Genomic DNA, 14666 nt, shown 5'->3' on the forward strand with positions numbered 1-14666 from the left:
GTCACAATATTGTGAGTCATGATTTTTCCAGCGGACTAATGTTTATGGGCTTTTTCGTTGGAGTTGCATTTTTAGCAATGATGGCAAGTTGCTTAATGTTTAAAGTTCTGTCGGGAGCATCAAAAGATGTAGCACGTTATCAAATGCTTCGTAAAATTGGTGTTCGCCGAGAATTATTAACAAAATCAATCTATAAAGAGTTATTCTTCATATTCTTATTCCCAGCAATTGTAGGGATTACTCATATATTAGTTGGTATGAACATGTTTAGCCCTCTTGTAATCGATCCGTACTCTCGCATTTGGTTACCACTTGTTATTTTTGTAGTAATTTATTCGATGTATTACTGGATTACTGTTCAATTATTTAAAGGAATTGTACTCCCTAAAAAAGATTAATGTAATGATGTTGTTTATCCCGCATTAACGGGCAGCACGATTGGTGAGGGCAGATAATCAGTGGGGGATGAACAAACCCCACTGATTAAAGTTTCACTTTATCTTTTACTGTACCTTGTAACTACATTTTACCTTGCTGTAAAGAAACAAAAAACGTTTTTTTATTCAATAATTCCAATTTCTAGAGCCTTTTGCACAGCTTCTTCTTTGTTGCGGACTCCTAGCTTTGTATAAGCTGTGGAAGCATAATTTCTGACCGTACCATTTGATAAATATAACCTTGATGCTATGGTAGTGTATCGAAGTCCCTTTGCTACTAGTTGCAATATTTCTATCTCCCTAGCTGTTAGCTCATAAGCGGTTGCTTTTGATTGTGGTGTCTCTTTTTGCTCATCAAATTTCTCAAATATTTTGTGAGACATTCCTTGATCAATCAGTGTCCCACCTTTGTGAATAAGTCGGATCGTATTAGCTAGCTCCAATGTTTCAATGGATTTGAGTAAAAAGCCATCCGCACCGTTGCGAAGCGATTCCAACGCCTGTTCGGTATCCTGAAAAGTTGTGAAAATCAATACGCGGATATGTGGCCATTGTTGCTTAATCTTTTTGGTTGCTTCAACTCCATCCATGTGCTGCATATCTAAATCCATAAGTATAACATGGGGTTGAAGACGTCCACACAAATCGATGGCTTGATTGCCATCCTCAGCTAAACCGACTACATTTAAATCTTCATATCTATCGAGTAGTGTCCTCAAACTTTCCCGAACAAATGGTTGATCGTCTACAATTAACAAACGAATAAGTCCATCTTTTATTTCAGTTTGTCGCGGTATGGTACATGTAACAAGCATTCCTTCCTCTGGCTTTGTATATACAGACAATTGCCCTTGTAAATTCATTGCTCGTTCTTTCATCGCATTCAGACCGAAGCCTTCCTGCCATTCTACATTTCCTTTTCCATTATCTTGAACTTCTAATCTCGTATATTGTTGTTCAAACTGCAATGAAACTATAATTTCAGTTCCCTGACCATGACGTACTGCATTCGTAAGGGACTCTTGTAAACAACGAATGAATGCGATCTTCGCTTGCCGAGACAGTGGATATTCCTCTCCGAATGTCCTAAAACTTACATTTACCTGAGCGTGCTCCTGAAATTCGACTCCAAGATTTTGTAGAGATTGAATTAAGGAAGGCGATTGACACGGAGACTCCATTTGATGTAAGTAACCTCTCACATCCTCGATGCTTTTACGTCCCATTTCAAGCAGAGAATCTAGCCTCTGTATACCCATTTCAGTAGCAATTTCGGTACGCAACGTTTCCATCCCCATAATAATAGAAGTATAAGCGTGACCAACTGTATCATGAAGCTCACTCGACAGTCTGTTTCGTTCTTCCGCCAGTGTAATGCGTTCAATCTGAGACATATATTGCTCAAGTACCGCGTTTTGTTTACGAATCGCTTCATTTTGCTTATGATTGACGATTAATAAATGGAAAGCGAAGCCCATTACATAAGCAAGTCCATAGTAGGTAACTAAAATCCAATAGCTATTACTTGGCGCAACCGCATAGAGAATTCCAGTTGTTATAAAAACTGTTGTTGGAGCTGTCCAATAATAGGACAAATGCTTACTATTCGCAGCAATTAGAAAAGCCGATATCAGAAATGTAACGTTAGCTTCCGGAAATAAAGAGGTTAAATATATACACAGTCCACCATATAGCAGTATTTCTGTGAACAAATAATATTTGTAATTGAACAGTAAGGCTACCCATGGAATCGAGAAGGCAACAACCTCCCAAAAAATAACAATCCAAAGTGGCAATGTTAAACTATCCTGAAAATCGAATGTGGTTATGGCGATAGAGACACTAACAAGTATACGGACTCCTAACATAATCCAATCGTACCAAAACCAATACTTAACCATATCTAACAAGTCATTTACCCCCTAAGTAGCCTACCTTTTTACTTCATATATTATAATTTAATCCTTCATGCCTATTATACTTTTAAATTTAAAACTGTGATACTACTCACAGATTGCAAACTTCTATCGATTTAGTTGCCGAATCATGCTACGTGTATAGCCACCGATTTTCTTTGTCAAACGATCTACTATTCTAATACTTATGGCGGTAAATACTATACCCATAAACATTACAAAGAGTGACTTAGTAAAGGTATCTATCTGTATGAATATAATATTCATTTCGATGTATTGATACAGTAGTGGTGCCAATAGCAACATAAGTGGCATTACATAAAAAATGATTGCGCTAATGAGACTGAAAATGCCAATCACTAATTTCTGCATTAACCAAAAGATAGCACACCAAGTACGACGATCTGTAAGCACTAATTTCACCTGAGCCCAGTTTGATGTATCTATTGTTATACTTCTATCATAAGAGTCTGTTGAAATATCTGTATAAATTTTCGTCTGTATGCGCTCGAATTGGATAAAAGGTGTAGTAGTCTGTAGTACGCGTATAACTAGTGGAATTCCAATTACCGTAAATGAAAGGGTGAAGCTGAATAGCAGAGCTATTAGATAAAAACAAAAATAAAAAAATCCTGTAACGAAAGTTAGCAATAAAAAATAACCATTCTGGATGAATCTTGATTTCATAAAGTTCTCGCTCCTATCTATGTAATAACCGAATTGTACTGCTTTTTTTGTCATTCTCACTAGTGTAAAAGTGTCATATGACATTTCTAAATGATGATAAAAAGGGGGAGAGTAACCTACTTCTGGTTAAAAAAGATGCTTATATCAATCACCATAAAACAATCCCGTTCTTGCAGATGCAAGAACGGGATTGTTTTATACTTTTATTTAATATGAGATGGACTTGTTTTTCGAATATGAAACATAATATCAAATTGCTCAAGCAATGACGTATCAAAGTATGCCGATTCGTTCGGGAAGATTTGTCCCCCTATACTTAGTAATGGTCTTTTTGCTTTAACCCATTTTTCAGCTTGTCCTTTAAGGTGACGGTTATCCAATAAAAACATGTTATATGGTACTTTTCCGAGAGTATAATTGAAACTTTTTACATCTTGTGGAATAGTGTCGGTTGTAATCTTACCTCCAGTGGAAGGATCATATTCGCTGTATAAGGTAAAATTCCCCTCCGTAGTTGTACTACCAATTGTGACATAATTATTGTCTAAACGTTCCTTCAAAAATTGCCCCGCAACATAAGGGTATAATTTCTCATCGATAATTCCTTTAGCTATATGAATATTGTGTGCCCATACCATCGTTTTACCACCAAATGTTTCTTGTGCCCACATTGCATGATCGGCCAAGTATTGCTCATGTAGCTTTAACATACTTGGATAGTCGTTAGGAATTAGCATTGTGGTAAATTTCTCTATTGCACTTGCCGTTGCTTGCGCCCAGATGTACTCGGGTGAAGCTATTTCTGTGTTGGCTTGCCCATTCTCATCTTTTAGTAATTGGGCTACTCTCTCAGCGTTTGCTTTGAACTTTTCTTTTATTTCAGGAGCAAGGTCCATATATTCCTTTGTACTTCCATTAAAAGCCGACAATTCTTTATAATTTCCTTCTACTTCTGCCAGCAAATCTGGTCGATGTAGTCTTACATAATCAATCACTTTATTAAAGCAACCTTGGTCCAACTCCTTTAAGTCGAGCCCAATAAATTGGATCTTTTTTTTATTGGATGGATCAGCATTATAATCTTTCATCCACTCAATCATGGCTATAATTTCATCAGTAGGATATAACAAGTTTAAAAATTCCCTAGGGTTTCCTTTTCCTGTTTGGATATATTCATTTAGTTTTAAGCCGTTTCCCCAATCTTCTTCCATTGTGAAATTTGTAAAACCCATCTCAGTAACCAAATATTTCACAAGGCGAAACTTCATAGTGAAAATTTCAGAGCTTCCATGAGTATTCTCTCCTAATCCTACATATTGTGCGCTCCCAATCATTTTCTTAAGTGGTTTTAAATCCTCAAATGATTTTGACGGCTCTATCGTTTTTAATGGGTAAGCCTGTGATTGTATGGATTTAACTATATTTTTTTGTATTGATTGACCTGAATTTTCGACTGCTACTGTTTGAGCCTTTCCTACTTCCGCGCATCCTGTGACTAATAAAGCTGTACTAACCATTGCAATTATGCTTTTCTTATTCATTTTTTCCACCTCAATTGAATTATTTGTAAAGCAAGATTGATTCATTGTACTTGCATGAATCAATTGCCTTAATTCAATTGTTATCTATTCCATATCATATTTTCTAGTTACATATTGTCATAAGGTTAATTGACACAGGTCATAGACTAATCATTACACTTTTGTACTATCGGTTATGACAACTTATAAATAATAATTACATTGATGAGTCGTAAGTAAGACTAGACTATAAATTGGGGAGGGATTTTAAAGATGAATGAATCTGTATACAAAAACATTTTTATTCTAAGTTGTGTCTGTGGAAATGACAAGAAGTAAATTCGATAAACAAGTGAATGAAAGGGGAAGGGCGGATTAAAATGATATTACACGCAAAATCGTTCCACAATAAAGATAAAATCCAACGTGCTAAAATAGGACTTCAACTCTTTTTGAGTGTCTTAATCATTACTTCTATTATCCTAAATGTAGTAGTAATAATTACGAAAAGTATGCCGCTTATTGTGGTATATATGTTTACCCCAGCATTTTCTTCTATTTTGACTCGCATAATACTGAAAGAAGGGTTTAAAGATGTATCTTTTAGTCTCGGTAACTTAAAGATATGGAAGGGGATTGGGTTTGCTCTGCTAATACCTATGATTATTTGTGGAATTACTTATTCTATCGCCTGGTTGAGCGGAATTGCGGGGTTTCAGCATCCCGAAGGTGGTATGTTAGAACCAATCTACAATATACTTGGACTTCAGTATGTACCGGAACCATTCAGTTTTATTTATCTAGTAGTATTGAGCGGCGTTTTAGGAAGTTTGCTTAACTTAATCCCAGTTTTAGGAGAAGAAATGGGTTGGCGAGGTTATATGCTTACAAGGCTAGTCGATGCAGAGTTTTCACGGCCTATCCTTATTAGTGGATTGATTTGGGCAACGTGGCATGTTCCAATTGTTATTGCTGGTCTATATGTAGAGGGATCATCTGTCCTACTTTCAGTACTTGGCATCTATTTTTGTATTGTGCCCTTCAGTTATATTACAGCCTATTTACGACTTATCACAGGTAGCGTTTGGCCTTCGGTTATCATCCATACTACTTGGAATGCCATTATTCAAGGACCTTTCGCACGTGCAAGTACAGGATATCAAACTGAGATTTGGATTGGAGAATCTGGCTTGATAACCGCTATTATTATCTTGGTTACTGCAATAATTACGTCTCGAATCGTAAATTTTACTAAATAGCATACGGATGTGTTTTAAATTCAATTAGTGAAATATGACGAGGCGAAATAAGATGCACCTAAAAATATTAGAAAAAATCTAGTTGAATGGACTCTTACTTAATCTTAGGCTGCTGGATATATGGGAGGCATCAAGCTAAGGGTTTAATTTATAAAAATAAACTTGGTTGCCATAAAAAACATAATGTTTTCATTTAAAGGCTATGAGATGAAATTTCATCATCTTCATCAAGTTTGACCTTCAGGAAATAAAAAGTTAAACGATTATACAAATACTCTAACTGAAAAAACGATAGTCCTTTTATCAAAAATGTAGAAGGACTATCGTTTATTTTTTTGACAAAATTAGGGGTTGATGTTCATAAAAATGGATAATATAATTCGTATTTTACGTAAAGAGAAAAATTTTCCCCTAGAATATTAAGCTAAATTTCTTGGTGTGACGGTTAATTTAAGTTTCACTTTATGACTTGTAAAGGGCTGTTCAATGCATCGTACTATTAAAAAATCTAAATTAAATCATTAAATTGCGATAAAATGTGGTCGGAAATAATGAAATTTTAGGAAAAATAAGGTACACTAGTCTATGATTTTAGTTAAAAATCGTTTGACGTTAATGCATACGGGGGAAAGATTGATGAACAACAATACAACAAATGAATCAGTTGAAGAAATTGATCAAAAACGAGTAAGATCAAAAAAACGTTATACAAATTGGAAGTTTATCGCAGCGGGTATTGGTGTAATTGCACTTCTTATTGGGGGAATGAGTTATTATCAGGCAACTCACTTCAATTCGAATGTTACAATTAATGACACAAAAGTTGGTGGTCTGAGCGCTGATCAGGCAATACAGAAATTAAAGACATCTGGACTAGCAAACAAAGTCTATGTTGATCAACAACAAATTTTAGATGAAAAAGATACAAAAACGGAACTTACGGAAAAAGATTTGCCTCAAGTTAAGAAACTATTAAAAAGTCAGTGGACATTTTTCCCTTCCTCAAAGGGAGAAAATTATTCATTGCTACCAGAGAAGGCAGATCAGTATCGTAGTGAAACGATGAAGAAACTTGTAGAAGAAACGCTCATCTCTATGAATGAAAAATTAAAAGCGCCTCAAGATGCTATGGCGAAGCTAGAACAAGGGAAAATTGTTATCTCGAAAAGTGTTGAAGGAAAACAGTATGATGTTACTAGTCTACTGAAAGATTACGATAAGCAAAAATATAAAAGCGAAATTCATCTGAAGTCTGCATACATAAAACCTATTAAAGAAGACGATCCGATTGTCAAAAAAGAGGAGAAAGCACTACAGAATCTTCTTGGGCAGTCTGTTGAGTATAAAGTGCAGGATGAAGTTTATCCTTTAAAAGCGAAAGATTTAATTCAAAATGCCTCTATGTCAAAGGATATGAAAGTTACAATTGATGCGAGTGACATTAAGAAGAAAATTACTGAAATTAATAATGCCAAATCAACATTAAATAAAGATTTCTCATTTAAAACGCATTCCGGTTCAGTCATATCAGTAAAAGGGCAAGGATACGGCTGGGCACTAGATGTTGAAAAAGAAACTAAACAAGTTCAACAAGCCTTTGAGAAAGGCGAAAAGTCGCTTTCTGCTTCTAATATTCACGGAAATGGTTGGGAGAAGGAAGGTATCGGTTATAAAACAACAGCGAATAATGGCATCGGAGACACGTATGCGGAAGTTTCAATTGCAGAGCAACAAATTTGGATTTATAAAGATGGAAAATTAGTCGTTACAACAAATGTAGTAACGGGTAAACATAGCACGGGTGAAGATACATCACCAGGTGTTTGGTACGTCCTATACAAACGAACACCATACACGCTAAGAGGTAGCGCAGTAGGGAAAGCTGATTATGCGGTTAAAGTAGATTACTGGGTTCCATTCACAAATAGCGGTCAAGGATTCCACGATGCCGGCTGGCGAAAAGACTGGGCAAATAATGCTTATTTAACAGGTGGATCAGGTGGGTGTGTGAACCTTCTTCCTAATGTTGCAAAAACTGTATATGATAGTTTGAACACGTATGATCCAGTTATCGTGTACTAGAAAATAGCTACGTATCAAGAAATAAACAAAGCAGGAAATCTTATCTGATGGTATATGAAAAAACACCTCTTGCATTCGCATACTAAGTGTGCAAATGCAATGGAGGTGTTTTTGTTTGAATACAAGAGTGTATTGCTTATAAGAAACAAAGTAGAAAGAGATTAAGAATAAGTATTCAAATAATCAATAAAATTGACAATGAATATCATTTTCACTTAATATAGAATCGTCGCATTTAATTAGACATGAATTTTTTGTTAATATAATAGATTTCTATTAAGTTGTCATATTTACGAACTATTATTAAATATTTTAAGAATTTAAACGTAGGAAAGGGTAATATAAAATGAACTGGAAAAAAGGCGGGTTATGGGTTATTATTTTTTTCGTTGTAAAAGGCACGATTTCTACACTTTTAATCGTTACAGGTGCTAAATATTTTGATTTATCATTTATGCAACTTATCTTATTAATTCTGACCTTATTAGTGATTTCTCTAATAAGTCGAAAGTTACTGTATAGACATAAACAAAACAAAAAGCAAAAAGAGCTAAATATATAATGAAGCCCCAGAGACCATTGGATTTCTGGGGTTTTATTTTGATAGTTTTTTCGCATGTATATTAATTTAACAGAATAGGTTGTCCAAAATGATAAAATCGATGATGTTTAAAATGCGTCAGTTATTTTTACATAAGGATTGTAGAGAGCCTTTGAATCAATCTTTATTCTGAAGCGACAGACACGTATAAATTATGCTCTTTTTTCAATTGGTAGTTTAAATGTAAAAGTACTGCCTTCTCCTAATTTACTTTCAACCGTAATTTCTCCTCCATGTAGTTCGACAATCCATTTTACCATCGACAATCCTAAACCTGTGTTTCCGATGTTTGAAGATGTTCGTGCTGCGTCAACTCGATAGAAGCGGTCCCATATTTTTGTAATATGTTGCTCGCTGATGCCGATGCCATTATCGGAGACTTTACCTATTATGTTGGTTTCATCACGGAATAGTTGCATATGCACAGTTCCGCTCGCTTTACTATAAGCAATCGCATTCGTTAGTAAATTCATTAATAAACGCATCATCAATGTTTGATCTGCTTTAATAAATAGGTCTTCCTCTATATTAGTTGTTATATCAATCGAAGCTTCTTGAACCATTAATGAAAGCTCTTCTACAACGATTTCCGTTAATTCACTCATATTGATACATTCAAATTGGAAAGTATTATGGTTTCCTTGGTCAGCTCGTGCTAATAATAAGAGTTGTGAGATTAAAGCGGACATTTTACGTGATTGTTTTAAAATTACTTCTAACGATTCTTCCATTTCTTTCGGATTATTTCTCTGCGATAAAGCGTATTCGCATTGCGAAATAATAACAGATGTTGGTGTTCTTAATTCATGAGATGCGTCAGATGTAAATTGTTTTTCACTTTCGAATGATGTCTCCAATCGCTCAAACATTTTGTCAAAGGTTTGTGCTAAATGATACATTTCGTCTTTCGGTGAACCTTGTAAATTAATTCTCTTCGAAAGGTCTTTACCATCACCAATTTTACTGGCTGAATCACTCATTTGTTGCACAGGTCGAAACGCTCTTTGCGTAATAAAATATCCCCCGACTGCCGCAATGAGAATAAGTAATGGGAATGAGATGATTGTTACCACAATAAGCGTATTCATCGTTGAGGATAATTGGTTCATAGTCATTATTCCACGAACCCAGACTTGCTCATCGCCGCCTGCATTATGGAGAAAATCATATACTATCCATTCTTTATTGCCGTCTTTAATGGTTTGTATTTCATCGGATTTAAGCGATATCTTTTTATTAAAGCTTGTTGGACTATGTCCTACCAACAGCTCACCTTGTTTACTATAAATACTAATATTTACTCCATCTTCTAAGGTTTCAAAATCATCGTCAATCTTTAACTGCCCATGCTTATATTTGATATCTTCCATGCTTTCTTTTACTGTGCTCTTCAATTGATCTTTCATATTAAAAAGCAAAACTTTATCTGAAGAAGTTAAAATAAAAGCTAACACGAGTGCCATAATAATTACAATTAGCCCCGTATACCACAGGGTCACTCTCATTTTTATTGATAGTCTTTTCATGATTCTACTCGCAATACGTAACCAGTTCCGCGCACTGTATGAATTAACTTCGTTTCAAACTGGCTATCAATTTTTTTACGAAGATAGCGGACGTAAACATCAATAATATTCGATCCGCCTTCATAGTCGTAATTCCACACATGTTGCTCAATTTTATCTCGTGTCAGCACAACTTCTTTATTACGAATCATATATTCTAAAATAGCAAATTCTTTACTGGAAAGAGTGATAACTTGGTCTCCTCTTGTTACTTTATGCATATTGCAATCTACCACTAGGTCAGCGATTTCAAACACATTAGATGTATTTCCTGTTTTTCTTCGCATTAACACTCGAATTCTTGCTAACAGTTCATCAAAAGCAAACGGCTTTACTAAATAATCATCTGCACCTAAGTCGAGTCCTGTTACACGATCATCAATTGTATCTTTAGCTGTAAGAAGCAAGACAGGAGTTGCATTATTGTCCGCGCGTAATCTTTGTAATACGCGTAAACCATCTATTCCGGGAATCATAATGTCAAGCACAATCAAATCGTAGGTAGCCATGTTTATATAATCCAAGGCATCTTCTCCATTCCCACATGCATCGACACTATAATGTTCTGCATTTAATCGTTTCACCAATATATTTTGTAAGTCTTGTTCATCTTCGACGATAAGAACTCGCATTAACATTCTCCTTTTCTTCTTATTAATATGTATCACTATAATTTCAAAACATTAAAGAAAGATTAGAAACTAGTTAATTATATCATTTTATCCCGCATTAACGGGCAGTACGACTACTCCCTCAAAATTCGGTGAATGCGAGGTAGGTAGGGATTAACTGCCTGTAAAAGCCTTCACTTTATTTTTTTGTACATTAATCTTCCTTTAATGTTTGTTCAGTAATATAAAGGCAAGGATAAGGTGCACCTGTAAAGGGAGGAAAACAGAATGGGAAAATGGATGCTGATTGGAGCAATGTCCTGTTTATTCTTAACAGCTTGTTCTACTCAAGCTGATAACAATACAGAAGTACAACAACTGAAAGTGGAAAATGATAAATTACAAAAAGAAGTTGCTCAACTACAACAAGAACCAAACAAAATAGGGCCTGCTACGAATGATACGAAGCAAACACAAGATTTCAAAAACGAAGTCACATCTATTGTAGAAAAAGCAAATAACACGAAACCAGTTGGAGCAAAAGAAGATAACTTAAATACGTACTTAGCAGCAAAAAAAGAAATTGACCAATTGGATGACAAGATAGATCTATCTGATAATCAGCTAGAAGCAGATTATCACGCTGGAACGATAACTGTTGAGCAATATCAAACGCAAGAAAAAGAACACGATATACTGGAAGATCAATTAGAGCAAGCAGAAAATGCACTTGAAGCAAGATTTGGAATAGAGGATTAATCATTAAGGAGTGGATGAAAATGTTAAAACATAAAAAGAAAATAATTATAAGTGTAATTACTATTTTAGTAAGTGGTATTGCTATTGTTGGTGGATATTATGGTATGGGTTACAATTATGCAAAAAAGAATGAAAACTACACAGAGAAACAAGTTCGTGAAATTTCTTTAGCTCATACAAATGGAGAAATTATTAATGTGAAAAAAGAATTTGAATTAGAAGATGACAACTTAGCACAATCAAAATTTGAATATGAAGTGGAAATCAAGACACCTGATAATCTGTTAAATATTTTAAAAGTTAGTGCTAGAACAGGTACAATAGAACTCAATAATGAAGATTAAATAAATATCGCTTATTTGAAAAAACTCCTAACAAAATTTGTTAGGAGTTTTTTCATGTTTATACTTTACTATTTTAAAATGTGGAAAATCTCCATACTTCTACAATCTATATAAATGACTCAAGCTTCGCATCTTTTGAATGCCCTGAAGTGCTAAACCTAAGTAAAATAATGAACTATCCTATGGAAGAAAGTTGAGGGAGCTAATCGCATATATTTTATTGAAAGGATGTGATTGAATTATGGAACGGCCGAATTGGGGAATTGGAGGATTAGTATTCGTTGGCTGTATGTTCCTTGGTGGAGGAGTAGGATCTATGTTAGGTAATGCCCAAACTGGATGGCTAATAGGAATGGGCGCTGGATTTCTTGGGATGGCTTTAACGAGACTGATCAGACAATAAAGTAATTGAGATTCTTCTTCTGGTAAATAAGGAAATATGCAAGTAATTCATGGCATAAGAGCTCTATAAATTATAGTTAGAATCTTCCCTTTTGTATTTGTCTTTTCTAAATTTCTCCATACATAGATACGATTCTCAAGTCGGAGGATGGCACCTTAGGGTGTCTTTTTTTACGCTCTTTAAAAATGTCTTAACATATATAGCCGAGTTAATTTAAATAATCAAGAATAATTGAGCTAATAGCTCTCGGTAGATTGCCATCATTTTTTTAATAGATTAGATTCATTACCGTTTCAGACCTATGTATTCATTCATAACTTAACAGTAAAAGGGGGGATGATTAAAGGTATGGCGTTTAATGATGAATTAATTTGTCAACAGTTTGCAAGAATTATCGGCGGGCAAGAAGGATTCGCCGGTGGGAAATGCGTGGCAACAATAAACAGGGATGAAATACGAGCAACAATCTTAGGAAAACGTTTTAGAGTAACAACTTCCTTTTCATTCGAATCACGAGACAATAAAACTGGACGGGCATTATGCCTAGGCCGAGTAGCACTCTTACAAAAAGAAGTCACTGAATTTGTGGCGACAATTATTAAACAAGGAATAATCGTTTCGTCTATACACAATGAGTGGTTATGTGATGATCCAAATTTGATTTACGTTAATATCGAAGACGTTGATGATCCACTAAATTTTGCAAGAAAAGTGAGAAGAGCGTTATGCACGTAATCAATTTCTTTAGTTAAACGAGTGATTATATTAAATTGAAAAGTTCAGCGTGTTGGATGGTTTTATAAAACGAAAGAAGGTGTTTCATATTTGGAATGCCTTTTCTTTATGTTTTCGTTACTAATGTGGGTGGTTAACGGATTATATGCTGTTTATCTTGCAACAGCAAAAACTGGACGAGGTATCTTTAAAAGTTTTTGACTGTCCGTATATACCATATTTTATCAAATGTTATTAGCATATCATAAAACGACAGGGGAGAAATCGCCAGAGAAATACGTCAAATTAGTCATTCCTTCTATAATCTAAGGGGACGTTTTTGTTTTCGAAAAATAATAGGTAAATCATTTGACAATTAAAATAATCTACTTTAATATATATGCCATAGCATATATATGGTGAAACAAATACATTCATTGTGAATGATTGACTGGTATGCTATATCCTTTTATATCTTAATTTATAGAGGTGATATATGAACTTACATGATTTAATAGGCTATCTTGTTCATCGTACTGATGTGAAAATGACCAACTATTTTACGAAGAAATTAAAGCCTTATGGAGTTACGCCAGAGCAGTGGGGGATTATTAGTGTTCTTTGTAGCCAAAGGAGCACTACTCAAAAAGAGTTGGCGGAAGCTATTGATAAAGATCAAACTACTGTTGTTAGAATGATACAGTCAATGGAGAGAAAAGGGATTGTAAAGAAGGCTTTGAATGACCAAGATAGGCGTTCACATAACCTATTTTTAACTGAAAAAGGTGACGAGTTAAAGAAAACAATCTTGCCTGTAGTGAAAGACGCTCACCATTTCGTTACGAGTAATTTGAGCGAGGAAGAAATTAAAGTATTACAATCGTTATTAAACAAATTGTATGATACACACTATTAATATTTGTTCCTTATTGATGCTACGCTATTCATAAGGAACAAACTTTGTTTTAGGTATTACATATGCTATAGCATATAATTTTTGTTTGGACGAATGGGAAGATAACTTTATTTTGTATGATATCTGATTCAGGGTCACTTTTTTGCCTAGTACCAGTCAAATTTTTGTATTATATATGCTATAGCATATAATTTTCGGCCCTTTAATATTGAGAAGGGTAATGTAAATTGAAGCGACTTCCATACGGGTAATCTCAGGAAATAGGGTAAAGGTAGTGACTACTACCTGAACAATACTGAGTTTTTATCAAATAATAAGAAAGGTGTGATTACTATTTTAATTTTCATCAATATTGTAAAAGTAGTGTTGTTTCTGTTCTTTTTAATGACAGGAACGAAAATTATATCCGGGAAAATGGCAGATGAATTCAAACGATTTGGTTTACCTTCGTTTTTTAATTTCTTAACTGGAGCTTTTGAGATTGTAGGAGCGATTGGAATGTTGATAGGAATTTGGATTCCAACAGTAGCTTTATTAGCAGGATTGTTATTAGGCGGTACGATGCTTGCAGCCGCATTAACTCTAATTGTATTAGCGAGAGATCCCTTTAAGAAAGCAATACCTGCACTTGTTTTGTTTGTCCTTAGTTTAGGGATAAGTTTGTATCACATTTTTTAAACATAACTGAAAACTATTAAACTTTCACTTTATGCGTTCAAGTTACTATCGTTTTGTGATTATGTTACAAATAGGGGGATTCTCCAATTAGTGCTTGAATAATAATAGCAATACGAATTTAGACATTACGATCATTCGGATCATAATCAGTAAAAGAATGGGAAGAATTTTTAT

Annotated in this window: 14 protein-coding genes and 1 pseudogene; 10 read left to right on the plus strand and 5 right to left on the minus strand. The window is 34.6% G+C overall.

The genetic code is table 11. The annotated features are described in order from the left end of the window. Window positions 1-8 precede the first annotated feature (8 nt). Window positions 9-398 (plus strand): annotated as a pseudogene (locus tag BM089_RS17995) (ABC transporter permease); the annotation flags it as partial. Between the two features lie 161 nt (window positions 399-559). Here the strand turns inward: BM089_RS17995 and BM089_RS18000 are convergent. The 3 genes from BM089_RS18000 to BM089_RS18010 all read right to left on the minus strand — a co-directional run bounded on the left by BM089_RS18000 (window position 560) and on the right by BM089_RS18010 (window position 4581). Then, window positions 560-2347: a helix-turn-helix transcriptional regulator gene (locus BM089_RS18000; RefSeq protein WP_000886414.1), complete on the minus strand. Its 1788-nt coding sequence runs from the start codon at window positions 2345-2347 to the stop codon at window positions 560-562. 114 nt (window positions 2348-2461) lie between these two features. Beyond that, window positions 2462-3040: a sensor domain-containing protein gene (locus BM089_RS18005; RefSeq protein ID WP_072938994.1), complete on the minus strand. Its 579-nt coding sequence runs from the start codon at window positions 3038-3040 to the stop codon at window positions 2462-2464. A gap of 203 nt (window positions 3041-3243) precedes the next feature. Further along, window positions 3244-4581 carry an erythromycin esterase family protein gene (locus BM089_RS18010; protein ID WP_016512591.1) on the minus strand — a complete coding sequence of 446 codons (1338 nt, stop codon included), beginning with the start codon at window positions 4579-4581 and terminating at the stop codon, window positions 3244-3246. A gap of 359 nt (window positions 4582-4940) precedes the next feature. On the opposite strand from BM089_RS18010, the gene BM089_RS18015 reads away from it, so the two are divergent. From BM089_RS18015 to BM089_RS18025, 3 genes are all read left to right on the plus strand, one after another. After that, entirely contained in the window at window positions 4941-5819 is an 879-nt protein-coding gene (locus BM089_RS18015) for a CPBP family intramembrane glutamic endopeptidase (protein ID WP_072938992.1), read from the plus strand. Window positions 5820-6455: 636 nt separating this feature from the next. Further along, on the plus strand, window positions 6456-7901 hold the full coding sequence (locus BM089_RS18020) for a L,D-transpeptidase family protein (protein ID WP_001064063.1): 1446 nt from the start codon (window positions 6456-6458) through the stop codon (window positions 7899-7901). 346 nt (window positions 7902-8247) lie between these two features. After that, on the plus strand, window positions 8248-8463 hold the full coding sequence (locus tag BM089_RS18025; protein ID WP_001104104.1) for a hypothetical protein: 216 nt from the start codon (window positions 8248-8250) through the stop codon (window positions 8461-8463). A gap of 191 nt (window positions 8464-8654) precedes the next feature. On the opposite strand, the gene BM089_RS18030 is transcribed toward BM089_RS18025, so the two are convergent. Beyond that, window positions 8655-10028 carry a sensor histidine kinase gene (locus tag BM089_RS18030; protein ID WP_072938990.1) on the minus strand — a complete coding sequence of 458 codons (1374 nt, stop codon included), beginning with the start codon at window positions 10026-10028 and terminating at the stop codon, window positions 8655-8657. Continuing rightward, entirely contained in the window at window positions 10025-10699 is a 675-nt protein-coding gene (locus BM089_RS18035) for a response regulator transcription factor (protein ID WP_001264528.1), read from the minus strand. The genes BM089_RS18030 and BM089_RS18035 overlap by 4 nt, the downstream gene beginning before the upstream one ends. Window positions 10700-10966: 267 nt before the next feature. On the opposite strand from BM089_RS18035, the gene BM089_RS18040 reads away from it, so the two are divergent. The 6 genes from BM089_RS18040 to BM089_RS18060 all read left to right on the plus strand — a co-directional run bounded on the left by BM089_RS18040 (window position 10967) and on the right by BM089_RS18060 (window position 14492). Then, window positions 10967-11437, plus strand: coding sequence for a hypothetical protein (locus tag BM089_RS18040; protein ID WP_000521297.1), 471 nt, complete (start codon window positions 10967-10969; stop codon window positions 11435-11437). Window positions 11438-11457: 20 nt separating this feature from the next. After that, window positions 11458-11781, plus strand: a complete 324-nt coding sequence (locus tag BM089_RS18045) for a PepSY domain-containing protein (RefSeq protein WP_000912137.1) — start codon at window positions 11458-11460, stop codon at window positions 11779-11781. Window positions 11782-12022: 241 nt separating this feature from the next. Further along, the gene (locus BM089_RS31135) at window positions 12023-12184 is read left to right on the plus strand and encodes a hypothetical protein (protein WP_175495691.1); all 162 of its coding nucleotides are present in this window, start codon (window positions 12023-12025) and stop codon (window positions 12182-12184) included. Window positions 12185-12520: 336 nt separating this feature from the next. After that, on the plus strand, window positions 12521-12919 hold the full coding sequence (locus tag BM089_RS18050) for a DUF1259 domain-containing protein (RefSeq protein ID WP_000589730.1): 399 nt from the start codon (window positions 12521-12523) through the stop codon (window positions 12917-12919). A 475-nt stretch (window positions 12920-13394) separates the two neighbouring features. Further along, on the plus strand, window positions 13395-13814 hold the full coding sequence (locus BM089_RS18055; protein ID WP_001048563.1) for a MarR family winged helix-turn-helix transcriptional regulator: 420 nt from the start codon (window positions 13395-13397) through the stop codon (window positions 13812-13814). Window positions 13815-14141: 327 nt separating this feature from the next. After that, the gene (locus BM089_RS18060) at window positions 14142-14492 is read left to right on the plus strand and encodes a DoxX family protein (RefSeq protein WP_033657524.1); all 351 of its coding nucleotides are present in this window, start codon (window positions 14142-14144) and stop codon (window positions 14490-14492) included. Window positions 14493-14666: the final 174 nt, after the last annotated feature.

It is taken from the genome of Bacillus sp. 5mfcol3.1 (assembly GCF_900114335.1).
Taxonomy (GTDB): Bacteria; Bacillota; Bacilli; order Bacillales; family Bacillaceae_G; genus Bacillus_A; species Bacillus_A thuringiensis_S.

What these genes read in the sequence shown, in the direction of transcription:
- BM089_RS18005 (WP_072938994.1), bottom strand. Translation starts at nt 3,040, where the DNA reads ATGAAATCAAGATTCATCCAGAATGGTTATTTTTTATTGCTAACTTTC.
- BM089_RS18010 (WP_016512591.1), bottom strand. Translation starts at nt 4,581, where the DNA reads ATGAATAAGAAAAGCATAATTGCAATGGTTAGTACAGCTTTATTAGTC.
- BM089_RS18015 (WP_072938992.1), top strand. Translation starts at nt 4,941, where the DNA reads ATGATATTACACGCAAAATCGTTCCACAATAAAGATAAAATCCAACGT.
- BM089_RS18020 (WP_001064063.1), top strand. Translation starts at nt 6,456, where the DNA reads ATGAACAACAATACAACAAATGAATCAGTTGAAGAAATTGATCAAAAA.
- BM089_RS18025 (WP_001104104.1), top strand. Translation starts at nt 8,248, where the DNA reads ATGAACTGGAAAAAAGGCGGGTTATGGGTTATTATTTTTTTCGTTGTA.
- BM089_RS18030 (WP_072938990.1), bottom strand. Translation starts at nt 10,028, where the DNA reads ATGAAAAGACTATCAATAAAAATGAGAGTGACCCTGTGGTATACGGGG.
- BM089_RS18035 (WP_001264528.1), bottom strand. Translation starts at nt 10,699, where the DNA reads ATGCGAGTTCTTATCGTCGAAGATGAACAAGACTTACAAAATATATTG.
- BM089_RS18040 (WP_000521297.1), top strand. Translation starts at nt 10,967, where the DNA reads ATGGGAAAATGGATGCTGATTGGAGCAATGTCCTGTTTATTCTTAACA.
- BM089_RS18045 (WP_000912137.1), top strand. Translation starts at nt 11,458, where the DNA reads ATGTTAAAACATAAAAAGAAAATAATTATAAGTGTAATTACTATTTTA.
- BM089_RS31135 (WP_175495691.1), top strand. Translation starts at nt 12,023, where the DNA reads ATGGAACGGCCGAATTGGGGAATTGGAGGATTAGTATTCGTTGGCTGT.
- BM089_RS18050 (WP_000589730.1), top strand. Translation starts at nt 12,521, where the DNA reads ATGATTAAAGGTATGGCGTTTAATGATGAATTAATTTGTCAACAGTTT.
- BM089_RS18055 (WP_001048563.1), top strand. Translation starts at nt 13,395, where the DNA reads ATGAACTTACATGATTTAATAGGCTATCTTGTTCATCGTACTGATGTG.